20 protein-coding genes are annotated in these 24,354 nt (G+C 71.5%); 13 read left to right on the top strand and 7 right to left on the bottom strand.

The annotated features are described in order from the left end of the window. Positions 1–202 precede the first annotated feature (202 nt). From ACSDR0_RS26495 to ACSDR0_RS26475, 5 genes are read left to right on the top strand one after another with little or no spacing between them, the layout of a single operon-like run. Complete coding sequence (locus ACSDR0_RS26495; RefSeq protein WP_435291583.1) at positions 203–1,162, top strand: 3-oxoacyl-ACP synthase III family protein; 960 nt, start codon at positions 203–205, stop codon at positions 1,160–1,162. Next, positions 1,162–1,893: a glycosyltransferase gene (locus tag ACSDR0_RS26490; protein WP_435291582.1), complete on the top strand. Its 732-nt coding sequence runs from the start codon at positions 1,162–1,164 to the stop codon at positions 1,891–1,893. The genes ACSDR0_RS26495 and ACSDR0_RS26490 overlap by 1 nt, the downstream gene beginning before the upstream one ends. Continuing rightward, a complete protein-coding gene (locus ACSDR0_RS26485; protein ID WP_435291581.1) occupies positions 1,890–3,020 on the top strand; it encodes a cytochrome P450 in 1,131 nt (376 codons plus the stop codon). The genes ACSDR0_RS26490 and ACSDR0_RS26485 overlap by 4 nt, the downstream gene beginning before the upstream one ends. Further along, positions 3,017–4,693: an AMP-binding protein gene (locus tag ACSDR0_RS26480; RefSeq protein WP_435291580.1), complete on the top strand. Its 1,677-nt coding sequence runs from the start codon at positions 3,017–3,019 to the stop codon at positions 4,691–4,693. Before ACSDR0_RS26485 ends, ACSDR0_RS26480 begins: the two co-directional genes overlap by 4 nt. 34 nt (positions 4,694–4,727) lie before the next feature. Beyond that, positions 4,728–5,639, top strand: a complete 912-nt coding sequence (locus ACSDR0_RS26475; protein WP_435291579.1) for an NAD-dependent epimerase/dehydratase family protein — start codon at positions 4,728–4,730, stop codon at positions 5,637–5,639. Here the strand turns inward: ACSDR0_RS26475 and ACSDR0_RS26470 are convergent. After that, positions 5,597–6,505 (bottom strand): hypothetical protein, encoded by a 909-nt coding sequence (locus tag ACSDR0_RS26470; RefSeq protein ID WP_435291578.1) that lies wholly within the window; start codon positions 6,503–6,505, stop codon positions 5,597–5,599. The two genes, ACSDR0_RS26475 and ACSDR0_RS26470, sit on opposite strands and share 43 nt — an antisense overlap. A gap of 228 nt (positions 6,506–6,733) precedes the next feature. On the opposite strand from ACSDR0_RS26470, the gene ACSDR0_RS26465 reads away from it, so the two are divergent. Together ACSDR0_RS26465 and ACSDR0_RS26460 are read left to right on the top strand one after the other, a co-directional pair. Then, the gene (locus ACSDR0_RS26465; RefSeq protein ID WP_435291577.1) at positions 6,734–8,119 is read left to right on the top strand and encodes an LCP family protein; all 1,386 of its coding nucleotides are present in this window, start codon (positions 6,734–6,736) and stop codon (positions 8,117–8,119) included. 198 nt (positions 8,120–8,317) lie between these two features. Continuing rightward, a complete protein-coding gene (locus tag ACSDR0_RS26460; protein WP_435291576.1) occupies positions 8,318–8,881 on the top strand; it encodes a hypothetical protein in 564 nt (187 codons plus the stop codon). 22 nt (positions 8,882–8,903) lie between these two features. Here the strand turns inward: ACSDR0_RS26460 and ACSDR0_RS26455 are convergent, their stop codons facing one another. Beyond that, positions 8,904–10,397 carry a hypothetical protein gene (locus ACSDR0_RS26455; protein WP_435291575.1) on the bottom strand — a complete coding sequence of 498 codons (1,494 nt, stop codon included), beginning with the start codon at positions 10,395–10,397 and terminating at the stop codon, positions 8,904–8,906. Between the two features lie 1,037 nt (positions 10,398–11,434). Between ACSDR0_RS26455 and ACSDR0_RS26450 the strand changes: the two genes are divergently transcribed. Further along, positions 11,435–12,400, top strand: coding sequence for an ATP-binding protein (locus ACSDR0_RS26450; protein ID WP_435291574.1), 966 nt, complete (start codon positions 11,435–11,437; stop codon positions 12,398–12,400). Between the two features lie 63 nt (positions 12,401–12,463). Next, the gene (locus tag ACSDR0_RS26445) at positions 12,464–12,850 is read left to right on the top strand and encodes an SCO5389 family protein (RefSeq protein WP_435291573.1); all 387 of its coding nucleotides are present in this window, start codon (positions 12,464–12,466) and stop codon (positions 12,848–12,850) included. 55 nt (positions 12,851–12,905) lie between these two features. Here the strand turns inward: ACSDR0_RS26445 and ACSDR0_RS26440 are convergent, their stop codons facing one another. Together ACSDR0_RS26440 and ACSDR0_RS26435 are read right to left on the bottom strand one after the other, a co-directional pair. Next, positions 12,906–13,574 carry a ribonuclease HII gene (locus ACSDR0_RS26440; protein ID WP_435291572.1) on the bottom strand — a complete coding sequence of 223 codons (669 nt, stop codon included), beginning with the start codon at positions 13,572–13,574 and terminating at the stop codon, positions 12,906–12,908. Between the two features lie 187 nt (positions 13,575–13,761). Continuing rightward, positions 13,762–14,775 (bottom strand): LysR family transcriptional regulator, encoded by a 1,014-nt coding sequence (locus tag ACSDR0_RS26435; RefSeq protein WP_435291571.1) that lies wholly within the window; start codon positions 14,773–14,775, stop codon positions 13,762–13,764. Between the two features lie 120 nt (positions 14,776–14,895). On the opposite strand from ACSDR0_RS26435, the gene ACSDR0_RS26430 reads away from it, so the two are divergent. Together ACSDR0_RS26430 and ACSDR0_RS26425 are read left to right on the top strand one after the other, a co-directional pair. Beyond that, the gene (locus ACSDR0_RS26430) at positions 14,896–16,176 is read left to right on the top strand and encodes a pyridoxal phosphate-dependent aminotransferase (RefSeq protein WP_435291570.1); all 1,281 of its coding nucleotides are present in this window, start codon (positions 14,896–14,898) and stop codon (positions 16,174–16,176) included. A 173-nt stretch (positions 16,177–16,349) separates the two neighbouring features. Continuing rightward, positions 16,350–16,994: a GNAT family N-acetyltransferase gene (locus ACSDR0_RS26425; protein ID WP_435291569.1), complete on the top strand. Its 645-nt coding sequence runs from the start codon at positions 16,350–16,352 to the stop codon at positions 16,992–16,994. 289 nt (positions 16,995–17,283) lie between these two features. Here the strand turns inward: ACSDR0_RS26425 and ACSDR0_RS26420 are convergent, their stop codons facing one another. Next, positions 17,284–17,775 carry a hypothetical protein gene (locus ACSDR0_RS26420; protein ID WP_435291568.1) on the bottom strand — a complete coding sequence of 164 codons (492 nt, stop codon included), beginning with the start codon at positions 17,773–17,775 and terminating at the stop codon, positions 17,284–17,286. 304 nt (positions 17,776–18,079) lie between these two features. Between ACSDR0_RS26420 and ACSDR0_RS26415 the strand changes: the two genes are divergently transcribed. Continuing rightward, positions 18,080–21,226, top strand: coding sequence for an AfsR/SARP family transcriptional regulator (locus ACSDR0_RS26415; protein ID WP_435291567.1), 3,147 nt, complete (start codon positions 18,080–18,082; stop codon positions 21,224–21,226). A 314-nt stretch (positions 21,227–21,540) separates the two neighbouring features. On the opposite strand, the gene ACSDR0_RS26410 is transcribed toward ACSDR0_RS26415, so the two are convergent. Beyond that, the gene (locus ACSDR0_RS26410) at positions 21,541–23,001 is read right to left on the bottom strand and encodes a DUF7059 domain-containing protein (protein WP_435291566.1); all 1,461 of its coding nucleotides are present in this window, start codon (positions 22,999–23,001) and stop codon (positions 21,541–21,543) included. Between the two features lie 139 nt (positions 23,002–23,140). On the opposite strand from ACSDR0_RS26410, the gene ACSDR0_RS26405 reads away from it, so the two are divergent. Next, positions 23,141–23,452, top strand: coding sequence for a hypothetical protein (locus ACSDR0_RS26405; RefSeq protein ID WP_435291565.1), 312 nt, complete (start codon positions 23,141–23,143; stop codon positions 23,450–23,452). 203 nt (positions 23,453–23,655) lie between these two features. Here ACSDR0_RS26405 and ACSDR0_RS26400 read toward each other — a convergent pair whose 3' ends face one another. Next, entirely contained in the window at positions 23,656–24,261 is a 606-nt protein-coding gene (locus ACSDR0_RS26400) for a TetR/AcrR family transcriptional regulator (protein ID WP_435291564.1), read from the bottom strand. Positions 24,262–24,354: the final 93 nt, after the last annotated feature.

Here is a 24,354-nt window from a genome sequence, read left to right as displayed (position 1 = left end):
CCGTGCGGGGACCTTCGTGGTCACCGGCCCCGTCCGAACGTCGCTCATGGCGGCACCCGCTACCCCTTCACGACCGGCTTATACCGAAGTGAGTTCCCTCCCTCTCATCTGCCCCTGTCACTCCCGCACGACCAGGACAAATCACCGTGTTTTAGATACATTGCGCGAGCATGTGGAGTCTTGACGCTGTTTAGGGAGATCAATGAAAGCCCGGATCACGGGCGTCGCGACGTATCTGCCGGATCGGACCGTGTCCAGCGCGGATGTCGAACGGCGGATCGAGGGCTACGCGCCCCACAGAGGCGTCGTCGAGCGGCTGACCGGAATCCGGCGTCGTCACGTGGCCCGCGACGACCAGCAGGCGTCGGACCTGGCCGCGGAGGCGGCCCGCGAACTCGACCACTCCGACGTGGACCTGCTCATCTTCGCGTCGGCCTCGCAGGACATGGTCGAGCCCGCCACCGCGCACATCGTGGCGGCCAAACTGGGACTCTCGTGCCCGGTGTTCGACGTCAAGAACGCCTGCAACAGCATGCTCAACGGGATCCAGATCGCCGAGGCCCTGATCCTGACCGGCGCGCACCGCAAGGTGCTGATCTGCTCGGGCGAGATCCCGTCGCGGGCGATCCGGTGGCGGGTCAGGGATCGCGCGCAGTTCGTCGACTCCTTCGCGGGCTACACGCTGTCGGACACCGGGGCCGCGGTCACGGTCGCCGCCGATATGGAACGTGGCATTTTCTACCGCGACTTCGCGGCCGACTCCACGGCCTGGGCGATCGGCACCCTGCCCGGAGGCGGTTCCGCGCACCCCCGCGACCCCGAGTACTCCTACTTCCGCGGCGACGGGCGCAGGCTGAAGGAGGCCTTCGAGGCGATCGGCCCGGACATCTTCCTCAACGCGCTCAAACGCACCGGCCTGACCTGGGACGACTTCGCCATCGTGGCGGTGCACCAGGTGGCACTGCCCTACCTGCGCTTCCTGGCCCAGGTGCTCGGCATTCCCGAGGACAGGCTCGTGGTCAGCCTGCCCGAGCACGGCAACTGCGCCTCGACGACGCTGCCGCTCCAGCTCGCGCTGGGCGGTTGGCGACCCGGCGACCGGGTGGCGCTGCTCGGGCTGGGCGGCGGAATCAGCAGCGGTGTCATGCTGGCGGAGATGTGATGGACCTCTGGGTGATCGTTCCCGCCTACAACGAGGCCCCCGGCATCGAGGCGACGCTGCGGGCGCTGGCCGAGCAGGACGACCAGGACTTCACGCTGCTCGTGGTGGACAACGCGAGCACCGACGGCACCGCCGAGGTCGTACGGCGACACGGCGTCCAGGTGGTCGTCGAGACCAGGAAGGGCACGGGCGCCGCCTCCGACACCGGCATGCGCCACGCCATCGCGCGGGGGGCGACCCACCTGGCCAGGACCGACGCCGACTGCCTGCCCCGCCCCGACTGGGTGCGCAACATCCGGCGGGCCTTCGGCGACGGGCTGGAGATGGTCGGCGGGCAGCTGCGGCCCCGTACCGACGAGTTCCGGCTCAAGTTGTGGGAGCGCCACCTCATCCCGTTCGTGGTGGAGGTGGCGGCGACCTTCGGGCGCTTCCGGCCGGGCAACAGGGACCCCCGCTTCCGGGGCCCGTACGTGATGATGCCCGGCGCCACCCTGGCCATCACCGCGGACCTCTACGAGCGCGCGGGCGGCTTCCCCAGGACCGCGATCGAGGAGGTCCACGAGGACCGCGCCCTGGTCAACCGGGTGCGCACCCTCACCCCCGCGTACGCCTCGCGCCGCGACGTGGTGGTCTTCGGCTCCGTGCGCAGGCTGCGGGCGTACGGCCTCGCGGGCACCCTCGCCTGGTACGCCGACCACCACTACCGGCCCGAAGTGATCGACGTCCGGTGAACCACGAGACCCGCCTCTATCTGGCCGCCCACCCCTTCGCCTACCCGCTCATGCGGATGCTGGCCCGGCTCGGGCCCGTGGTGCGCGTCCCCGGGCTGGGAGTCGTGGTCAACGACGCCGCCCTCGCGCGGGCCGTGCTGATGGACGAGCGGTTCCGCAAGGACGGCCCCGGATCGCCCGGCGACCTGTGGACGCCCGTGCTCGGCCCCTCCGTACTGCTCAACATGGAAGGACCAGGACATCTCGCGCTCCGCAGGAAGCTGATGCCGCTGTTCACCACCGGATACGTGTCCGCGCTGGTGGACGACGTGCTCCACGGGCCGCTCGACGACCTCTCCGCGCGCCTGGAGCGGGGGGAGACGGTCGACCTGGTGGACGCCATGCGGCTGATGGCCGGGGCGGTGATCTGCCGGGTGATCGGGCTGGGCGAGGTCTCCGAGGCACGGGCCAGGGAGCTGTTCGCGGACGGGGAGCGGGTCGTCTCGATGGTCTCGCTGCGCTCTCGGAGACTGTCGGACCGGCAGGTGGCCGTCGCCAGGCGGGTGCTGGACCGGATCGGGGACATCGCGCAGGCCGCCTACGAGGCCGGGGGCGAGTCCACGGTCATGGGCCGGATGCGGGCGCAGGGCCTGTCCGTGGCCGAGGCCAGGGGCGCGGCCGGGGCGTTCTTCCTGACCGGCACCGAGACCGTCGCCACGTTCGTCCCCCGGCTCGTCGCCCTCCTGCACGACCACCGGACCCCGGTCGACGACCTGGACAGGGTCATCGAGGAGGCCATGCGGGTCACCACGCCGACCCCGCTGATGCTGCGCTCGGTGGCCGCCCCCGCGCGCGTCGGCGGCACGGCGGTGCGCCCCGGCGACCGGGTGCTGATCGTCACCCACAACTGCGCCAGGGCGTACGGCCCGTTCGACCCCTCCCGCGCCCATCCACCGGAGCTGCGGAGGCTCTGGTTCGGCGCGGGCCCGCACTTCTGCATCGGCTACCCCCTGGCCCTGGCGGAGATCCGCGCGGTGGCCTCGGTCCTGCTCTCCCACCGGGTGCGCGTCGTACGGCGACGCGCGGCCAGGCGGGTCCTCATCCCCACCTACGAACACCTGTGGATCGACCGGGCCGGTGCCGCGTGAACGACATCGTCAGCGGGATCATGACCGTCGCCGGACGGGAGCCTGGGCGTACCGCCATCGTCGACGGCCGGGGCCGCGAGATCACCTACGGCGAGCTGGCCCGCCGGGTGTCGGCGGTCCGCGACGCGATGAGCGGGCCACGACCGGAGAACCGCGCGCGGCCGGAGGCCTCCGCACGGCCGGAGAACGAGGCGCGGCGGGAGAACGGGACACGGCCGGAACATCGAGCACGACCGGAAGACCAGGCGCGTCCGGAAGACCACGTGCGGCCTGAGATCGAGGCGCGGCCTGAGAACGAGGCGCGGCCGAAGGACGGGTTGCGGCCGGGCGACGGGGTGCTGTTCGCGGTGCGGCCCGGGGTGGACGCGGTGGCGCTGGCGCTGGGAGCGGTGGCCGCGGGCGGGACGCTCGTCCTCGCGGACCCCGGCCTGGCGCCCGACGTGCTCGCGGCCCGCATGGCCGCGACCCGGCCCGCGTGGGTGGTCAGCGAGTCCCTCCTCTACACACTGAGCGGCCCGCTCAGGGGCCTGGCCCGCCGCCGGGGTCTGCTCCTGCCGAACCTCGCGGACCCGCTTCCCGGCCACCCGGTCCGCCACCTGTACACGGGCCCGTGGCTGCCCGGAGTCCCCCGGGGGGCGCTGCGGCTCTCCCGGATCCTCCGGTCGTCCGGCGGCCCCGCCGGCCCGGCCGGTCGGGAGGCCTACGGGACGGACCCGGACCAACCGGCAGCGGTGATCTTCACCTCGGGGACCACGGCGCGCCCGCGAGGGGTGGTGCACACCCGGGGGTCGCTCGCGGCCGGGCTGGAGATGTTCAGGAGCGCGTTCCCGCTGGGCCCCGGTGACGTCGTGCACACCGACCAGCTGATGCTCGGACTCCCCGCCCTGCTGGCCGGGGCGACCTGGTCCCTGCCCGGGGGCGGTGACCTCGCCACGGAACTGGCCGCGCGCCGGGCCACCCACACCTTCGCCGTGCCGGTGCACCTGGACAGGCTGCTGCGCGAGACCCCCAGGCTCCCCGAAACCCTGCGCTATCTCCTGCTCGGCGCCGCTCCCGCCCCGCCGGGCGTGCTCCGCCGCGCGATCGAGGCCGGTCCCGAGATCCTGTCGGTCTACGCGATGACCGAGGCGCTCCCCATCGCGATCGCGTCCGCCGGGGAGAAGCTGGCCCAGGCCGAGGGGGATCTGCTCGGGGTGCCCCTGCCCGGCGTCGGCGTCCGGATCGCCGAGGACGGCGAGCTGTTCGTCTCCGGCCCCCACCTCGCGCAGCGCTATCTCGGCGAGGAGCCGCTGCGGGAGATCGCCACCGGCGACCTGGTCCGGCTCGAAGGAGACCGGCTGGTGCTGCTCGGCCGGAAGAAGGACATGATCCTCCGCGACGGGGTCAACATCTACCCGGGCCTGTACGAGTCCGGCATCGCGGCGCTGCCCGGGGTGGCCGAGGCCGCGATCGTCGGGCTCTCCGACCCCGAGACCGGGGACGAGGAGGTCGTGCTGGCCGTCGTTCCCGCGGACGGCTACGACGAGGGCCTGCTGCGCAAGGCGCTTCCCGAGATCGTGGACGCCGCGGCCCTGCCCGACCGGATCGAGCCGCTCGCCGCCTTCCCCCGTTCCGGGCGGGCCGACAAGCTCGACCGGGCCGCCCTGCGGGACCTGGTCGCCCGCCGTGCCTGAGCCGCCCGCCCCGGGCGGAGGGCCGAGGATCGCGGTGACGGGCGCCTCCGGATTCGTGGGGGGCGCGGTCTGCCGGGCGGCCGTGGCGCGGGGCTGGACGGTGTCGGCCCTCGGCAGGCGGCCCCGGGTGGACGGCGGGCACGTCGGCGGCGCCCCGTACACCTCGTGGGATCTTCTCGCCCCCCGCCCCGTGACGCTTCCGGGGGAGGTGGACGTGGTGATCCACTGCGCCGGGAGCGTCACGGACTGGGGGCCGCCGCGCGATATCTGGGCCACCAACGTGGACGGCACCCGCAACGCCGCCGCGGCCTTTCCCGGTGCCAGGTTCGTGCACGTCAGCACGGCGAGCGTCTACGACCCGTTCCGGCCGACCGTGATGGCCACCGAGGACGCCGCCCCGGTCAGCCGGTACGCCAACGCGTACGGCGCCTCGAAGGCCGCCGCGGAGAGGTGTCTGGAGCGGGCGGTCATCCTGCGGCCGCATGCGGTCTACGGCAGGGGGGACACCACGCTGCTTCCCCGGGTCCTCGGCGCGGTCAGGGGCGGCAGGCTGCTCGCGGTGGGCGGCGGACGCCAGCTGATCAGCCTGACCTCGGTGGACAACCTGGTCCAGGCCTGCCTGCTCGCCGCCGAGGGCCCGGTCGACCACGGCGTCTTCAACGTGACCGACGCCGAACCCGTCGTGCTCGACGACGCCCTGCGCGCGATCCTCGGGGAACGCGGCATCGACGCCGAACCGTACTACCTGCCGCTCAAACTGGTCGGCCCGGTCGCCGCCGTCGCCGAGACCGCGTCCCGGCTGCTCCGGCGCCCGCGCCCGCCCCGGCTGACGCGCTACGCCGCAGGCCACCTGGCCGTCGAGCGGACCCTCGACATCACCGCCGCGCGCACCCGGCTCGGCTATCACCCCTCGGGGACGTCCTTCGAGGGTTCCGCGGCCTGGTGAGAGCGGTTTTCGAACGCCGCGGCCACGAGCCTGGAACGGATGCGCCTGCCCCTGACGACGAAGGCCGTCGCCGCCACGAGCAGGCCCAGCGTGAAGAGCACACGAAGGCCGTTCCTCAGGAAGGCGGTCAGCGCGTCGAATATCGCGACCACGGCGTTGTTGGACAGGCCGGTGACGGAACCGGGCAGGTAGACGTTGCGGACCGCGGACATGGCGATCGCCAGTGCGAGCATGCTCGCGGCCAGGCCGAGTCCGGCGCCGATCAGCGCGACGTACCGGTCACGGATCAGGAACACCCCCGCGCCGATCAGGGCCGGTGACGCGCACACCAGGACCCACCTCAGCGAGACCAGCCGGTCGTAGGTCCCGTCGATCGCGGCCACGGCGGAGGTGGGCAGCAGCGGGGCGACGGGGTGCGTCTGGGGCAGGCGCGAGGCGGCCCCCAGCCCGGCGACCTGCAACCTCCGCTTGACCAGTTCGTACACCGGGGCGAGGTCGTAGCCGACTCCGTCGCCCGGCACGGCGGAATTCGGGGCATGGCTCAGGACCGCGAGGAGTCGGCGGTGCGTCAACCGGTTGATCTCCACCCAGGCGACGGCGAAGTCGTCGTCGATGCCGGTCTTCACCGTCTCACGGATGAGCTCCCCCCCGACCGTGACACCGAGCCCGCGCAGCCGCAGGATGACCTCGTCGGTGACGCGGTTCGTGATGGCGTTCCTGACGGCCGGGTGGGTGGCCAGCGGTGTCACGTTCCGGATGTAGCGATTGGGGTCGGCGATCTCGTTCGCCGCCCAGTAAGCGGTGAGGGCGAAGGGAGCGAGAAGGCATCCGAGCGCGATCAAAATCGAACCGATCACTGTACGCACGGGCCCCCCTAACCGCTTTACCTAAAAATCCCCACGTTTGCCTGGCAAAACCGGTTACGGACTCTTCTTGACGCGAACTTGGAGATCAGTGTCATCCCGACGGCGAAATCTGGTTTACAAACCTTGACCCACCACCCCCAGCGCGTCGAACAACCACATAGCCGATTCAACCGAAAACCGTTACTAACCTGCGACGTATTGGTCTGACGGACAGGAGATGTCACGGCTATGGCAGGCAATACAGGGCGAACAGGAGTCGGATCGAGCCTGGCACTGACACTGGGCTCAGCCGTTCTGTGGGGCCTGGCCCACATCTGGGTGGGCCGCCGCCTGGCCGGTGCCTTCCTGATGGGCGTCGAGCTGATCCTCGCCGGAGCCGCCGCGACCGCCGTACTGACCGCCGGCCCCTCCCTGCTCTCCCTCGCCGTGCAGCCCGCCTGGCTCTGGGTCTTCGCGCTCACCGCGATGCTGGTCGCCGCCGTGACGGTCGCCGTGATCGTCCGCTCCTACCTGCTGGTACGGCCGGAGTCCGCGCCCCCCGCGGCCCGGTACCTCTCAGCCGCCGCCGTCGGCGTGCTGTGCGTGCTGGTGATCGCTCCCATGATCTACACGGTCCGGCTGGCCCGCATCTCCCACAACGTGGTGACCTCGGTGTTCGCCGAAAGCGTCACACCGATCCCGGTGGACCCGTGGAAGGGCGTGGACCGGCTCAACATCCTGCTCGTCGGCGCGGACGCGGCGGCCAACCGGGTCGGCGTGCGCACCGACAGCATGACCGTGGCCAGCGTCGACACCCGGACCGGCGACACCGTGCTGTTCGGCCTGCCCAGGAACCTGGAGGACGTCCCGATGCCACCGGGCCCGCCCCGCGACCGCTTCCCCTACGGCTTCCAGGGCGAGGCGCCGTACACGCCGGGCATGCTCAACGAGATCTACCAGTACGCCGAGGACTACCCCGAGATGGTTCCCCGGCAGAACAAGCGACACCGCGGCCCGACGCTCCTGAAAAGAACCATCGGCGGCATCCTCGGGCTCCACATCCCCTATTACGCGATGGTCGACATGAGGGGCTTCGTGGAAATCGTCGACGCGATGGGCGGCGTACGGGTCCACATCAAGGATCCCATCGTGTACGGCAGGCAGAACGAGGGCCTGATCGAGCCGGGCAGGCGAAAGCTCTCGGGCGAGGAGGCGCTCTGGTACGGCAGATCCCGCACCTACAGCGACGACTACGTGCGGATGGGCCGCCAGAAGTGCCTGCTGAACGCCGTCGCCAAGCAGGCCGATCCGGTGACGGTCTTCCAGAGCTTCGAGAAACTGGCCACCGCCGCCGTCGACGCCATCTCCACCGACATACCGCGGGATCTGCTGCCCGACCTGGTCGAGCTGGCGGAGAAGGTGAAGGACTCCAGGATCAGGAGCCTCCAGTTCGTCCCCCCGCTGATCTACTCGGGCGCACCCGACTACCACCTGATCAGGCGCGAGGTCATAGCCACCCTGGCGGCGCCGCCCGCCCCGCCCCGGTCCGTACCCGCCGTCCAGGCCGGCGACCGGGGGAACGCGGACGAGCACATCGAGACGAACGCCGTCGTCCTCGACTCCGCCTGCCACTGACGCCCCGGCCGAACCGGCGGACCGGCTGAACCAACGAACCCGCGAGCCGACGGACCGGCCGGACCGGCGGACTGACGGACTGACGGACCGGCCGACCCGCGGACGACACGCCCGGCGCGTCCGGCGCGTTGAGAGCGCCCACGGGGGCCGGAATGCTGTTATGGAGTGATTACTAAGCGTAACAATGGAGGTTCGAGGATGAAACGTCGCCTGGCGAGCGTGGGCCTGCTCGCCGCAATCGCCGCACCCGCTCTCGGATGGCCGCTCGCCTGGGCCGATCCGGTCCCCTCGGTCTCCATCTCCCTCGACGACGGGGCGAGGGAGACCGCTCCCGGCGCGGAGAACACGTACACACTTCGTGTCAGCAACCAGGGGACCGCCCAGCTGAAGCGCGTTCTCCTGGTGCAGTCCCTGCCACCGTCGATGACCTTCGTGAAGGCCGACGCCGGGGGGCGGGTGGAGAAGGGCAAGGTGGCGTGGACGGTGAACGTCCCACCCCAGAAGGACGCCATCGTCCACGTGAGCGCCCGGGTCGGCGCGGTCGCGGGGGCCGCGGTGCAGAATCTGGCGACGACGGCCTGCGCCCGCAGGAGCGCCACCGGACCCGTGCTGGTCTGCGCCACGGACATCAACACCGTGGCCCCGCCGGAGAAAACTGCCGACTGGGTCCTGCCCGTCTCGCTGGCCTCCGCCGCCGTCGCGGGACTGGTCACCGGCGCGATCCTGTTCCGCCGCCACCGCCGCCGGGTCCAACCGCTCTGATCCGGCGCGGCTGCGTACCCGGCTAGGACCTCCCTCGCCGGGTACGCAGCCGCAGGGCCAGACCGAGGCCAAGGAGCAGGAGTCCCGTCAGGACCGGCCCGGACGGCAGACCCGTGTACGGCAGCGTGGGACCGGCCTGCCTTACGCGGGACCAACCGGCGGGACAGGGAACCGAGAAGGACCGCCCCCGGCTCGGCACGCACGACGGGTCGGAGAGTGGCTCCGGCACCCGCGCAGGCTTCGGGTCCCGTTCCTGGGCCCGCTTCTGGGCCTGTCCCGGGGCACGTTCCTGGGCTCGCTCCGGGCCGGGAGCGGGCGTTGCCTCCGGGGGGGAGGCCGACCCCTGCGCCGACCCCTGCGCCGACTCCTGCGCCGGACCGGGAACCGGCGCGGGTGCGGATACCGAGCCGGGAACGGGTACCGAGCCGGGAGCTGAAGCGGGAATCGGCGCGGAGTCCGGGTCGGGCGCCGGGGCGGAGCCGTCGGTGGCCGCCGGGACGGAGGCGGTCTCCACCGGCCGCTTCCCGCAGCCGGGGCCGGTCGACCCCGCCGGGCAGCCGGACCCGGGCTCCGCGTCCACCGCGGTGTCACCCGGCTCGGGTGCCTCGGGCGCGAGCGTCCCGGTGCTCGTCGTCCTCTCCACGGCGACCCGCTGCGCGCAGCCGAGACCCGTACCGGGGACGGGAGCGGCGAGCCTGGCGGACCACGGCACAGGGTTCGGGCAGTTCGTCCCGCCCCCGGTGGCCTGGACGGCGCTGTCCAGCACCCCGTCCCCGGTGGCGGGTGTGCCGACGGTCACGCTGTAGGCGATCGTGACCGTCTCGCCCACCGAGACGTCGCCTGTCCAGGCCAGCTTCGGCGCGCCGTACGAGACAGTGCCGCCGGTGACCCGGGCGTCGCCGTTGTAGGCCGCGTCGTCGAGGACCCGGGAGAGCTCCCCGGTGAGCGTGGCACCCGGATAGACGGCCTTGCCGACGTTGCCGACGGTGATCGTGTAGGCGACCACCTGGCCGGGCCCCGCGGTCTCCCTGTCGGCGGTCATGAGGACGTACAGCAGCGGCAAGCCGGGCGCGCCGAGGTTCCCGCAGGCGGGATCGATGGACCCGGCCTCGCAGTTGGAGCCCTCGGGACCGACGAGCCCGCCGGAGAGACGCAGATCCCCCGCCGGAGGGTCGTTCACCGTGACGCCGTACGTGACCGTCACCGTCTGACCGGCGGCCACGTCACCGGTCCAGGTCACCCTGGGCTCGGCGAAGGAGACCGTGCCCGACGTGGCCGACTGGTCGTGGTCGAAGCTCGCGTCGTCGAGCAGGCCCGACAGGTCGTCGGTGAAGGTGAGGTCCGGGCGGCCGGTGGCACCGGTGTTGCGCAGCTTGACGGTGTAGGTGACCTTCTGACCGGGCTTGGCGAGGACGGGCGAGGCCGTCTTGGTGATCTCGACCTCCGACTCCCCGGCACCCGCCGCCGCACGGCTCCCGCCACCTGAGGCGCCCCGCGCGAGCCGCTTTCCCGTCACGGACGCGGGCGAAGGCGCCGGTCTCCCCGCCGACGCCGGCACTCCCGTCCTCGTCGACGCTCCCGTCTCCACCGGCGCGGACACCCCCGTCTCTGCGGGTACGGACGCGGGCCCCCTGCTCTCCACCGACGCGGACGCGGCGGGTGCGTGCGCGGGTGTCTCATCCGCCCCTTGGGCGGGCGAGGACCTCTCATCCCCTGTCGGAGCGGAAGCGGATCCTCCACCCGCCGTCGAGGCGGCGTCGGCCACGGCGAACGCCGCCCCGCGCCCCTTCGCCACAGCCACAGCCACAGCCACAGACGAAGCCTTCCCCCCCGCCACCGCCACGCGCGAAGGCTTCCCGCCCACCACCGGCACAGGCCGGGACTTCCCGCCCGCCACCGGCACAGGCGAGGACTTCCCGCCCGCGACCGTCGCCGGGAAAGTCCCGGCCTCTGCCCGGACGGATGGTGAGGACGCCTCCGCCACGCCCGTACGGGGTGCGGCGAGAGCGATCGACGGCGTCACGAGCACCGCGAGCGCCACCCTCCACGCGGCGAACCCACCGGTCCACCGCCTCGAAAACCGCCGTCCTGAAAACCGCCGGTCGGAAACCCGCCGTTCAGGAACCCGCCGGTCGGAAACGCGACGCGACCAGGTACCGGTACGTACCACCGAAGCCCCTTGCTGACCTTTGTCCACGATCTCGCCGGGGGGGTCAAGATCAACCAACTCGGGGTGGGATACCCGGACCGGCCGGATCTCATCGGCGCCGATGGCAAACATCCGCCCCGCCGATTCCCAAGGCGGTTGTCGAGTCCGTACAGGAGACCGCGAAGCGGTAACAGCGGATCTTTGGCACTGGCCATGACATGGCAGGCATTTTCTCCCGCACCTTTCGCCCGTACTTGTCATGAGAAATCACTCTTATCCGCATTCGCGATGCGAGCACGCCTCCCCTCCGCCCCGCGATAAGCGCCACACGCCCCCGCCCGTCGTGGCATGATGGGCCCCTCGAGCACTTGAAATGATTTTCATAACCAGATTGGATCGTCGTTGTGAGGGTGGCATTCGTCGGCAAGGGCGGCAGCGGCAAGACGACTCTGTCGGCGCTGTTCGCGAGATACACAGCGAGCCGGGGCGGTCCCGTCGTGGCCGTCGACGCCGACATCAACCAGCACCTGGGCATGGCGCTGGGGCTGGCCGACGGTGCGCTGCCGAGGCCGATGGGCTCGCACCTGACCGAGATCAAGGAATACCTGCGAGGCGACAACCCCCGCATCTCGTCGGCCGCCGCGATGGTCAAGACCACCCCGCCGGGGTCCGGCTCGCGGCTGCTCCGCCTCGACGAGCGGGACGACCCGATCCACACCGGATTCTCCGTCGCCACGCCCGAGGGCCCCCGGCTGATGGTCACCGGCCCGTTCAGCGAGGACGACCTGGGGGTGGCGTGTTACCACTCCAAGGTCGGCGCCGTGGAGCTCTATCTCAACCACCTGCTCGACGGCGCGGGCGAGTACGTCGTGGTCGACATGACGGCCGGAGCCGACTCCTTCGCCTCGGGGCTGTTCACCCGCTTCGACATGACCTTCCTGGTGGCCGAGCCGACCCGCCAGGGCGTGAGCGTCTACCGGCAGTACCGCGACTACGCCGCCGACTACGGCGTGCCGGTCGCGGTGGTGGGCAACAAGATCCACGGCCCCGGGGACGTGGCGTTCCTGCGCGACCAGGTCGGCGACGACCTGCTGGTCTGCCTGGAGCACTCCTCGGCGATCCGCGCGATGGAGCAGGGCCGCCCCTTCACCCTCCGCGACCTCGAACCGGCCAACTCCCGGGCCCTGGGCACGCTTCTCGACCATCTCGACACCCAGGAGAAAGACTGGTTCCGCTTCGGGCGCCAGGCCGTGCAGTTCCACCTCCGCAACGCGGAGGCCTGGGCGAACAGGGCCACGGGCGAGGATCTGGCGGCCCAGATCGACCCCGCCTTCGTCTTCGGGCCCACGCGAGTGTCGCTCTCCCGCTAGATGGAGCGATCAGTGAGCCCGACCTAGTGTCTGATGAATCCCCTTCTGTGAGGAGAACGCAGCATGTCGCTGACCGTTTCGAACGATCTTCTCGACCAGGCCAAGGCTGGTGAGGTGGACGACGCGGCATTCGTCACCTGTGTCCGAGACTCCCTACCGTACGCCTGGTCGCTCATCAGTGACCTGGTCAAGGAGCGCGAGCACACCGGTGCCGAGTTCGCCGACAACACGGTGCCCCCGCCGGACGAGGCCGCTCGCGGCCAACTCCTGCGCGCTCTCGCCAGCGACGCCATGCGCGGTGCCCTGGAGCGCCACTTCGGGGTGAAGCTGGCCTTCCAGAACTGCCACCGGGTCGCGGTCTTCGACCCGGCCGCCACCGGCGCCCACGCGAGGTTCATCACCGCCAGGTCGCAGATCCTCAACCAGACGCCCGAGCTGATCGACTGCTGAGGGCTCGTTCCGAGGCCGGCCGCCTCCCCGGGCAGGCGTCTCCAGAGATGAGCGTCTATCCGAAGAGCCCGAGCTGGCCCTCTCCGGCCAGCGGGTTGCGATGCCTCTTGAGGTGACGCCACCGAGGAAGGTCGTCCAGGTACGACCAGGACAGACGGTGATGCTCCGTCGGGCCGAGGGCGGCCAGCGCCGCCTGGTGGACCGGCGAGGGATAGCCCGCGTTGTCGGCGAACCCGTACTCCTCGCAACCCAGCGAGGCCATGTAGGTGTCCCGCCGGACCTTGGCGATCACGGAGGCCGCGGCCACGGAGACGCAGGAAAGGTCGCCCTTGACCTCGCACCTGACCGGCCAGGGCGCACCCAGATAGTCGTGCTTCCCGTCCAGAACGACCACGTCGGGCCGGACGGGAAGCTCGGCCAGGGCCCTCCGTGCCGCCCTGCGCAGGGCCTCGGTCATCCCGAGCTCGTCGATCTCCCCGTGGGACGCCTCCCCGTACCCGATTCCGGCCGCCCAGGCGGTGATCTCGGAGACCATGGCGACGCGGCGGGCGGGGGTGAGCAGTTTCGAGTCGGTGAGCCCGGCGGGCGGTTCCGACAGGTCGGTGACCACGGCGCAGACCGCCACCGGACCGGCCCAGGCTCCGCGCCCGACCTCGTCCACCCCGGCGACCAGTTTGGAACCGCCGTCGTTCAGCAACCGCTCAAGCGCGTAGGTGGGAGGCACGTGCCGACGTTACCGGGCCGCGAGCCTCCGGGCGCCACCCCGCTCGAGCAGCACCCCGACGAAGCATCGTCCCTACCGACCAGCACCCCGACAAAGCACCACCCCGGTCGACCAGCACCCCGACGAAGCATCGTCCCTTCCGGCCAGCACCCCGACGAAGCACCACCCTGGCAAGGCCCCGCCCCGCTCAAGCGTCATCCCGGCGCGGACCTTCGGGCATCGCCCCGGCCACCAGGCCCTCGAACTCCGGCCGGGCATCCGGGCGTTCCCTGGACGCCGGCTCGACCCCCTCCAGGTCGGCGGCGAGGAGCCGGGCGGCGACGTGGACGGCCCGGAGGGTGACGGAGACGGCGGGGCGGTGGACGCTGGACGATCGGGCGACGGCGTGCACGACCCGGCCCACCGGCGGGCCGGGAAACCGGCGGACGGCGATGCCGCGCACCCCGGCGGCCAGCGCCAGGGCGGGGACGGCCGCGATGCCGATGCCCTTGGCGACCAGGCCGATGATCGTGCCCAGTCCCTCGAACTCCCAGGGCACCGGCCGGTGACCGCCGACGTCGGCCATCAGCCGGTCCACCGCCAGCCGGGAGGGCTCGCCGTCCGGGGTGGCCATCCAGGGCTCGTCACGCAGTTCCCACAGGTCGACCGGAACGTCGGGGGAGGCGAGCCGGTGCCTGCGCGGCACCACGAGCACCAGCGGGTCGTGCAGCAGCGGGAAGACCCGCATGGTGTCGGGTTCGCGCATCCGGCCGTGCCAGTCGTCGATCAGGGCGATGTCCACCTCGCCTGACCGCACCTCGCGCATCCCGCGCCCCGAGCGGCCCTGCCCCATCCGCAGGGTGAGCTCGCCGTGCCGCCGCAGCGTCCTGGCGAGCGCGGGCGCGAAGGCCACCGCGGCGGTCGGGAAGGCGGTCACGGTGACCCGCCCGGACGGAATCGCGGCCTGGGCCGACAGGTCGGACTCGGCGCTCTCCACCATGGCCAGGATGCGCTCGGCGTGCTCGACCAGGCGGCGCCCCGCGTCGGTCAGCTCCGCGCTCCTGGCGGTCCTGTCGATCAGCACGGCTCCCGCCTGGCGCTCCAGCGCGGCCAGCTGCTGCGAGACCGCCGAGGGGCTGTAGCCCAGGGAGGTCGCGGTGGCCGCGATGCTGCCTCGGCGAGCGAACTCACAGATCAGGGCGAGTCTCCGCAAATCAAGCATCAGTTTTCCTTACGCCCACCCACGACAACCGAAGCTTGTCCTGATGCACCCCATCCCACCAGGCTGAGAGGCACACCACAACGTTCCGCACTGTTTCCGCGACAAGGTGAGGGCACCGCGATGAGCGTCACACTTTCCGCCACCCTGGCGGCCAACGAGGACATCGAGCGAAGACGGCGAGCCGGTGAGCGCGTGCTGCACCTGGCCTTCGGCGAGGCCGGCCTGCCCGTTCATCCGGCCCTGCGCGAGCGACTGGCCACGGCGGCCGGGCTCAACGGGTACGGGCCGGTCGCCGGCGCGCCCGCGCTGCGCGAGGCGGCCGCCGGCTACTGGTCGCGGCGCGGCCTGCCCACCGACCCCGGCCTGGTGGTCTGCGGCCCCGGGAGCAAACCCCTGCTGTACGGCCTGCTGTGGGCCATCGGCGGCGACATCGTGCTGCCGATGCCGAGCTGGGTCAGCTACGCCGCTCAGGCCGAGCTGGTCGGGGCGCGTTCCCTGCTCGTTCCGACGCCCCCCGGCGAGGGTGGGGTGCCGGATCCCGAGCGCGTGGTGGCGGCGGTCAGGCACGCCCGTACCCAGGGACGCGACGTGCGCTCGCTGCTGGTCACGCTTCCCGACAACCCCAGCGGCACACTGGCCGGGGCGTCCACGATCCGGCGGATCGCCGAGGTCGCCCGCGAGCTCGACCTGACGATCATCTCCGACGAGATCTACCGCGACCTGGTCCACTCCCCGGCCGCCGGTTTCCTCAGCCCCGCCGACGTGGCTCCCGAGCGAACCGTGATCACCAGCGGGCTCAGCAAGAGCCTCGCCCTGGGCGGCTGGCGGATCGGCGTGGCCCGGCTCCCGTCACCGGCCCTGCGCGACCGGCTCCTGGCGTTGGCGAGCGAGATCTGGTCCAGCCCCGCCGCACCGGTCCAGCAGGCGGCCGCGTACGCCTACGCCGAGCCGCCGGAGCTCGTCGAGCGGGTGAGCCGGAGCCGCGAGCTGCACGGCGCGGTGGCGCGGGCGGTGTACGAGCGGTTCGTCCGCGCGGGCGTGCGGGTGGACGCGCCGCAGGGCGGTTTCTACCTCTACCCCGACTTCACCGGCCTGGACTTCGCCTCCTCCGCCGACCTGGCCGCGCACCTGCTCGACCGGCACGGCGTCGGGGTGCTTCCCGGCCACGCCTTCGGTGACGACCCGGCGGCCCTGCGGGTGCGGGTGGCGACCAGCCTCCTGTACGGCGAGACGACGCGGTCGCGGCTGGCCGCGCTGCACGCCTCCGACCCCCTGGAGCTGCCCTGGATCTCGGCCTCGCTGGATCATCTGAGCGAGGCTCTGGCGGGCTTGCGCGCGACGCGGCGGGCACTCCGGCCCCGCGTGCGCGTCCCGCTCGTCACGGCCCCCGCGACGGGGTGATCGCACCCCCGCGAGGACCGCTCGGGCGGCGGAGCCTTCCGGGGCGGCTCCAGCGGCTCCGACCTGGTGTTTCTCGCCGCGGGGCCCATCGGCCACGTACGTCTCTCGATGCTCATCAAGATGTCTCGTGTCGTTTGGTATCAAGCACTGGAGAGAGCCCTCATCATGTGCTCATGCTCGCTTTTGTCACCCTGTCCGGGCGCTCCGTGCGCCTGGAACCGCTCAGCCTCGCGGTCGTCGACGACCTCGTCGCCGCGGCGAGTGAAGACCGTTCTACCTACGCCTTCACTCGCGTCCCCAATGGCCGGGACGAGATGGTCTCCTACGTGGAGGCCGCTCTGGCTGAGCAGGCGGAGGGCCGCACGATGCCCTTCGCCATCCGGTGGCTGCACACCGATCGCGTGGTCGGTGCCACCCGTCTCATGCACCTGGAGTACTGGCAGGGGCCCATGCCCTGGCCGCCGGGCGCTCGTGGGGCGGTGGGCGATGTCCCGTCCGTGGCGGACATCGGTTACACCTGGCTCTCCGCCTCCGCGCAGGGAACCGGTATCAACCGCGAGAGCAAGTATCTGATGCTCTCCCTCGCCTTCGAGACCTGGCAGGTCCACCGCATCACCCTCAAGGCCGATATACGGAACGCACGTTCCCGGGCCGCCATCGAAGCCCTCGGCGCGCACCTCGACGGTGTGCGGCGGGCGGAGAGCCGAGGCGCCGACGACACGGTCCGAGATACCGCGTACTACTCGATCCTGAGTGACGAATGGCCGATCGTCCGAGAACGGATGCACGCGCGGATGGGCCTGACCGAGGCCGCGTGAGACGGGCACCTGGACGTATGGGAATACGAGGAGAAACGAACCGCCGAAAAGGATAAAAGGCTACAAGCAATATATATACAGCACATCGTATCAAAAACAGCACTTTAATCACTTAATGGAACAAAAGGCCCGCCCGAGATTTCGGGCGGGCCTGGTGTTCGTCCGGCACCGCACACGAGTCGCGGCTCGCGTGATCAGCGGGTCGAACGGAGGTCCCGGGTCAGGGGAGGACGTTCACGTATCGGTGTCACCGTACGGCCACCGGGCGGATCCGCCGGAGACCCCGGGGTCACTCCTCGTCGGACTCGATCTCGTAGATGTAGCGCCACTTGCCGCACAGCGTCTTCTTGGCGTCGTGCCGGTCCCAGTAGCAGACCCTGACCTGCAGGTTGTCGATCTCGTCCGCGACGTAGTGGAAGCGCTGGTAGCCGCTGTTGCCACACTTGCGCGCCCAGGAGTAGTTCTCGTCGCCGTCGTGGGTCTCGAACTTGAACTGGGCGTAGCCGCAGAGCCAGTTCGGCGAGTGCTTGTCGTAGAGCCTGCCCTGGACGTGGAGGCGGTCGTCCTCGTCGGTCCAGACGCTGCCCCTGGCGCTGGCGCGGGAGTCGTCGTAGTACTTGGAGTAGTAGTAGCCCCAGGACTCCTCGTCGTAACCGCTCGAGGCGGCGGCGGGGGCGGCGGCGGTGGCCGCGGAGGCGGGGGAGGCGAGGGCGGGGACACCGATGGCGATGACGGCGGTGGCGGCGGCGAGACCGAGAAGTTTGCTGATCGAGCGGCGCATGGTGGTTCTCTCCTTGAGGGGTGCGGCTCCCGTCTTTCGGAGGAGCCATGGCTCATTGATAGGCGCCTGTGCCTGCATCGCGCTTACAGCGCCTTTATCCATACCTGCAATCCACTGACATGTCGGGCATGGCCGCCCCCGTATGGGGCCATGCCCGACAGCACCCAGCATTGGGCGCAGGACTCAACAGCCGATTGACGTGTAATCAACGTCTCGGCGAACAAGCAAGCCTCTACCTACGGGGTAAGCAAGGGAGGATCTATCATTTGGCCATAAAACTTCCCGTTGGGCGGAGATTCAAGAAATGGCTGTTCAGGGCAGCGGAGACGGATTGCGGTTCGCCGTGCTCGGTCCTGTCCAGGCATGGCGCGACGGTTCCGAGCTCGATCTGGGCACCCCGCTGCAACGTTCCATCCTGGCGATGCTCCTGCTCAGGGAGGGCCGGGCGGTCACGCCGGCCGAGATGATCGACGCGATCTGGGGGGACGACGCCCCTCCCCGCGCGCTCGGTGCCCTGCGCACCTACGTCTCCCGGCTGCGCGCGGTGCTGGAGCCCGGCAGGTCCCCGCGCACCCGCCCCGAGCTGCTCACCTCCGTCGGCAGGGGGTACGCGCTGCGGCTGAACGGCGGCTCCCTCGACCTGCTCCTCTTCGAGCGCGGCACCCAGGAGGCCGAGGCGGCGCGCCGCGAGGGCGACCTGGCGCGGGCCGCGGAGAGCCTGCGCGCGAGCCTGGCGCTGTACACCGGAGAGCCGCTCGCCGGGGCCGTCGGCCCGTACGCCGAGCACCAGCGCGGGCGGCTCGCCGAGCGCCGGATGAGCGTGCTGGAGGTCCTGATGGACCTGGACCTGGAGCTGGGCAGGCACGCCGACGTCCTGTCCGAGCTGATCGCGCTGACCGGCGACCACCCGCTGCGCGAGCGGCTCAGAGCCCAGCTGATGCTGGCCTACTACCGGTGCGGGCGTAAGGCGGAGGCGCTGGCGGCCTTCGCCGACACCCGCGCCACGCTGATCGAGGAGCTGGGCATCGAACCGGGCTCCGACCTGACGAGCATGCACCGGCGCATCCTCACCGGCGACCCGGCCCTCACACCGGCCCCGGCCCGCCCGTCGCCGCGGCCCGCGCCCGCCGAGGTCACCGAGGTCACCGAGGTCGCGGAAAAGGCCGCGCGGGAAGGCTCCGGCGCGAACCTCCCCGACCCGGGCCCGGAGCCCGCGAAGGCGTCGGAGGCGCGGGCGGCGGCGATGACCCCGGAGCTGCCGCGACCGGCGCAGCTTCCCGCCGCCGTGAACGACTTCACCGGCCGCCGCCAGATCATCGCGCGGCTGCGCACGCTGCTGTCGGCCCAGGACGGCTCCGAGGGCGTGCCGGTGGCGGCCATCTCCGGTATCGGCGGCGTGGGCAAGACGGCCCTGGCCGTGCACGTCGCCCACGCCATGCACGACCTGTTCCCCGACGGCCAGCTCTACGCCGACCTGCGCGGGTACGGCGAGGAGCCGACCGCGCCCGAGTCGGTGCTGGCGGCCTTCCTGCGCGGGCTCGGCCTGCCCGCCGACGCCATCCCCGACGGCCTGGCCGAGCGGTCGGCGCTTTTCCGCTCGCTCCTGGCCGACCGGCGGATGCTCGTGCTGCTGGACAACGCCCGCGACGCCGCCCAGGTGGGCCAGCTGCTCCCCGGCTCGGCCGGGTGCGCGGCCATCGTGACCAGCCGGGGCAAGCTCGCCGACCTGGCCTCGGCCAGGCTGATCGACCTGGACGTCATGGAGCCGGACGAGGCCCTCGCGCTGTTCGGCATCGTCGCCGGCATGGAGAGGGTGGAGGCCGAACGCGCCGTCGCCATGGACGTGGTCGCCGCCTGCGGTTTCCTGCCGCTCGCGGTACGGATCGTGGCGGCACGCCTGGCCGCCAGGCCGTCCTGGACGGTCGCCTCCCTGGTGCCCCGCCTGGCCGACGAGCGCCGCCGCCTGGACGAGATGCGCGTGGGCAACCTCGCGGTGGAGGCGACCTTCGCCCTCGGGTACGGCCAGCTCAACCCCGCCCAGGCACGCGCGTTCCGGCTGCTCTCCCTGCCCGGGGGCCCGGACATCTCGATCGGGGCCGCCTCCGCGCTGCTCGCGCTGGACCCGATGGACACCGAGGATCTCCTTGAGTCCCTGGTGGACACCAGCCTGCTCGAAGCTCCGGCCTCCGGCCGCTACCGCTTCCACGACCTGCTCAAACTCTTCGCCCGCCGCGTCGCGGAACGGACCGAGAACGCGGCGCAGGAGAGCTGTGCCGCGGGCGAGGTGAAGCGGGGAGAGCGGCGCGGGTCCGGGGTGAGCGTGACCATCGGCGGGGAGGGCGAGGCGGCGCTGCGCCGGCTGCTCGACTTCTACCTGGCGTCCGCGCGCTCGGCGCACCGCCTCGCCTACGAGGGCAGCACGATGGCCGACCGGCTGGGAGTCACCGGGACCGGTCACGCCTTCGTCTCCGCCGACGAGGCGGTGGCCTGGCTGTCGGTGGAGGCGGAGTCGCTGTTCGCGTCGATCGCCCAGGTGACCTGCGCGGAGGAGGCCGACGAGCTGCTGCCGGGGGCCGACCTGCTGCTCGCCATGGAGCCGCTGCTGGAGTCGGGGAGCCACGTCCGCGAGTTCGAGAGCCGGACGCGGGAGATGCTGGCCGTCGCGCGACGGCTCGGCGCCACCTCCAGCGAGCTGCGCTGCCGCTACGTGCTCGGAAGGGTGCTGTTCGGCGCCAACCGGCTGGCCGAGGCGGAGGAGGAGTTCCGTACGTCGCTGGAGCTGTCGGCCGGAGGCGACCGCGTCGTCACCGGTGAGGCGCTCAACGCGCTGGCCGTCGTGGCCGGGCGCCGTCGCCGTCACACGGAGGCCCTGGCCTGGTTCGGCTCGGCGCGCGAGGCGTTCAGGGAGGTCGGGGCGCGGGGCGGGGAGGCGCTGACGCTCAGTTACTCGGCCCGCGACCACCTGTTCCTGGAGCAGCCGAAGGAGGCGATCGCCGCCGCCGAGCACGGATTGGCACTGTTCATCGAGATGGGCTCCAGCGCGGGCACCGCCAGGGCCCGTTACCACCTGGGGATGATCCTGTCTCGGGTCGGCCGGCTGAACGAGGCTGTCCACCACCACGCCGAGTGCCTCGCCTTCTTCAGGGCCAGCAAGCAGCGGGTCTGGGAGCAGCGGGTCTGCTCCCGGCTGGCCGAGACGTTCATCAACGCGGGCCGCTTCACGGACGCGGCCCGTCACGCGGAGCAGGCGCTCACCGTGAGCCGGGAGATCAGCCACCCGTACGGCGAGGCGCAGGCCCTGTGGGTGTTAGGCAAGGCGCTCAACGGTCTCGGCAGTGCCGAGCGGGGCCGCGACTGCCTCGAACGCGCTCACGACCTGTTCGGCAGGCTCGGGGCGCCCGAGGCCGAGGATCTGCGTCTTCTGCTGGAGCGCGACCAGGTCGACAGCTGATCCCAGCCCGTCGTACAGGTCGTCGTCGAGACGCGTCATCCAGACGTGGTTGATCACCGGCATTCTCCTCGAAGTCAGGTCCCGCGACTCGGGATGGGCGTGGAGGTCCGGCCGGCCGTCTGACCCGGGCGACGCGTAGGGGGCCCGGTCATCCGGTGCGTCGCTCGCGGGTCGGCCGCCTCACTGTGACGGTCGGCCGGACGTGGCACGGACCCTTCACCCCCCGGGTCCGTGCCCCACGACCAGAGCTTCTCCCGTGGCGTTTGCCATCTGATTAACAAGCGATAGCGACGATATCCACAGCCTGTGGACAGTCACCCTGTGGATATGTGGAAAAACCCTTCGGCAATCAGTGGACGGAGGGCGCCGGGAGCCTTTGTCCGCAGGTCGTCGTGGTCCTCACCGGTCAGTTCCGCGATCGCGGCGAGCAGTGGATCCAGTGGATAGTCGCCGTCGCAGACCCCGGCGAGGGCGGCCTCCACCGTCCCGACCACCGCGCTGCGGCGCAGCCCGCCGGTCTGCCTCAGCACGATCCGCGATGGGTCCTCGGCGCCCGGCGGGCCGACCCGCTCCTCCAGCACCCCCTCGGCCACCGCGAGCCTGGAGCCGAGCAGCTCGGCGTCGGTCAGCCGGTGCGCCGTGGTGATCGCGCCGAGCACCTCGTCCACGTATCCGCCGACCGGCAGCTCCACCGGCCGTCCGTACTCCTCCACCCGCACGACCGGGTCGAGGCTCCCGGAGTCGTTCAGCGTGATCCAGCCGAAGCCGATCCCGGTGACGTTCTCGGCCTCGAACCAGCCGAGCCAGTCGTCGTAGAGGTCGCGGTAGCGCGGGGTGCCCTGCTCGGCGGCGTCCCTCAGCCACAGCTCGACGTACTCGGCGGGATCCTGGACGTCGCGCTGCACCACCCAGCCGTCGCAGCCGGTCCCGGTGAGCCAGCCGCCCACCCGGTCGCGCCAGTCCTCTCCGTCGACGTGCAGCCAGTTGGCCAGCAGGTGACAGGTGCCGCCGGGGGCGAGGTGGCGGGGCGCCCGCCGTACGAGGTCGCGGCAGAAGTCGTCGGCGTGGAAACCCGACTCGCGGTAGGTGAACCGGCCGGCCGGGGAGATCACGAACGGCGGGTTGGCGACGATCAGGTCGAAACGGTCGTCCTCGACGGGGTCGAACAGGGAACCCGGCCGGGCGTCGACGCCGGTGATCCCGGACAGTGCCCAGCTGAGACGGGCCAGCTCCAGCGCGCGCGGATTGACGTCGGTGGCCGTGATCTCCTCGGCCCTGCCGTCCAGGTGGAGGACCTGCACCCCGCACCCGGTACCCAGGTCCAGGGCACGCCCGACGGGGCGGCGGGAGGCCAGCTGGGCCAGGTTGGCCGAGGCGCCGCCCGCGCCGACGACGTGGTCCGGGCGCAGGGCCGGGTCGCCGGGCCTGACCTTGCGGTCGGAGACGACGTAACCACCGGCGCCGCCGGTCTCCCAGGGTTGCAGGTGGACCGCCGAGGTGACCCGGCCGCCCTCGACGGTCACCAGGCCCGCGGCGGCGAGTTCCTCCACAGGAAGGCCCGCCGGCACCCCTCGCGTCTCCACGGAGGCGCCGAGCCACCACAGCCGGATCAGGGAGGCGAGCGGGTCGCCGTCGGCGGTGACGCGCAGGGCGGGCACCGTCTCCTCGCGGGAGAGCGCGGTGGCGGCGACGTCGCCGAGACGCTCGCGCACGCCGTCGATGGTGTAGCCGGTGTCGAGCAGGAGCCCCCTGAGCCGGCCAAGCAGATCGTTCACCGGGCAATCCTCGCACCGGGCGCGTCCGAACGCTCCCGGTGATGAGACTGTTACCCATCGGGTAAGCGTTCTGCAAGCGGACTTCAAGTGGAAAGCGGTACTTCTTGGTAGCCGCACCACACGCTCCAAAGGATCCATGATGCTGATCCCCTGTTTCGCCTGCGAGTCCCGTTTTCATCCTGACGAATATTTCCGCGCCTGCCACGACTACCACCGTGGCAAGGATCTGGTCGCCTGGACCTGCCCGCGGTGCGGCAATCAGGATGAGTTACGGGTCTTTCCCGGAGAGCTGGGGTTCGGCTACGCCCGGCGCGGCAGGTTCGACGTCTCCGACCGGGTGCTGGTGCCCGGCCTGCGGCGCCGACGTCAGGACCTGCGGTTGGACATCTCGCTGGCCGAGGACGTCTGGCGGGTGTCGACGCGGACGCGTCAGCTGGTGGGAGCGCACTGAGACCACTCCGGCCCGGAAAAGCCCCCGTGATCCGGGCCGGAGTATCAGTGACGTCGGCCGAACGGGCGACGGTAAGAACGGGCAGGATGGTCAGGGCGGTCGGACGGGGACGACGGCCGAGCGACGATCAGGACGTTCGACGCGTCACAGCGTTCGGTGACGCCGATCAGAGCGGGCGGACCAGGGCGGTCGAGGGCGGCCGATCAGGAGCTCCGCTGCCGCAGGCCCTGCCAGGCCGCCTCGCAGAGGCCGCCGATCTCGTCGGGGGTGGGCTGGTGCGCGCCGGCGAACCACAGACGGCACATCTCGTTGGCCGGTCCCAGCCAGAGCACGTAGCACATCGTCGGGTGGACGGGCTGGAGCAGGCCGTCCTTCATGTGCGGGCGCCACCAGTCGGAGACCTTCCTGAAGAACGCCCTGCGCGACTCCGACACCTCGGTGCCGCCCGGCTCGTCACGCCTGGGCGGCCGCTCGCTGATCAGCAGGTGGGCTCGCTCGCGGTGCTCACCGCACCAGGACATGTGCAGCGCGACGATGGCCTCGATGCCTCCCCGCGCGCTCTCGTGGCGCTGCAGCTCGGCGAGGAACGCGTCTTGGTACATGCGCAGGGTCTCGGCGTACAGGACGCCGAAGACGTGTTCCTTGCTGGCGAAGTGGTGGTAGAAGCTGCCGACGCTGACGCCGCTCTCCTCACGGAGGCTGGCCAGCGTGGTGGCCGAGACCCCGTCCTGGCTGAATCGGCGCAGGGCACCCTCGACGATCCTGGTGCGGCCGTCGCGTCCGTTCTTGGCGGTCTTCACGGATCCCATGGTGGAGCAACAGAACCTTGTTCCGCAAACCGCTCGGGAAACAGCTTGGACCACGTCGATCGTACCGCCTTGCTCACGGGACCGCGTCGCCGC

This window comes from Streptosporangium sp. G11 (assembly GCF_051192615.1).
Lineage (GTDB): Bacteria > Actinomycetota > Actinomycetes > Streptosporangiales > Streptosporangiaceae > Streptosporangium.
The sequence above is the reverse complement of the archived record's forward strand: the minus strand, read 5'-3'. Positions and strand labels throughout refer to the sequence as shown.

Bases quoted from the DNA above. Each gene is read 5' to 3' on its own strand.
- ACSDR0_RS26465 (WP_435291577.1), top strand. From the start codon at position 6,734: ATGGCAGGCAATACAGGGCGAACAGGAGTCGGATCGAGCCTGGCACTG.
- ACSDR0_RS26495 (WP_435291583.1), top strand. From the start codon at position 203: ATGAAAGCCCGGATCACGGGCGTCGCGACGTATCTGCCGGATCGGACC.
- ACSDR0_RS26400 (WP_435291564.1), bottom strand. From the start codon at position 24,261: ATGGGATCCGTGAAGACCGCCAAGAACGGACGCGACGGCCGCACCAGG.
- ACSDR0_RS26490 (WP_435291582.1), top strand. From the start codon at position 1,162: ATGGACCTCTGGGTGATCGTTCCCGCCTACAACGAGGCCCCCGGCATC.
- ACSDR0_RS26445 (WP_435291573.1), top strand. From the start codon at position 12,464: ATGTCGCTGACCGTTTCGAACGATCTTCTCGACCAGGCCAAGGCTGGT.
- ACSDR0_RS26415 (WP_435291567.1), top strand. From the start codon at position 18,080: ATGGCTGTTCAGGGCAGCGGAGACGGATTGCGGTTCGCCGTGCTCGGT.
- ACSDR0_RS26405 (WP_435291565.1), top strand. From the start codon at position 23,141: ATGCTGATCCCCTGTTTCGCCTGCGAGTCCCGTTTTCATCCTGACGAA.
- ACSDR0_RS26460 (WP_435291576.1), top strand. From the start codon at position 8,318: ATGAAACGTCGCCTGGCGAGCGTGGGCCTGCTCGCCGCAATCGCCGCA.
- ACSDR0_RS26425 (WP_435291569.1), top strand. From the start codon at position 16,350: ATGCTCGCTTTTGTCACCCTGTCCGGGCGCTCCGTGCGCCTGGAACCG.
- ACSDR0_RS26430 (WP_435291570.1), top strand. From the start codon at position 14,896: ATGAGCGTCACACTTTCCGCCACCCTGGCGGCCAACGAGGACATCGAG.
- ACSDR0_RS26420 (WP_435291568.1), bottom strand. From the start codon at position 17,775: ATGCGCCGCTCGATCAGCAAACTTCTCGGTCTCGCCGCCGCCACCGCC.
- ACSDR0_RS26435 (WP_435291571.1), bottom strand. From the start codon at position 14,775: ATGCTTGATTTGCGGAGACTCGCCCTGATCTGTGAGTTCGCTCGCCGA.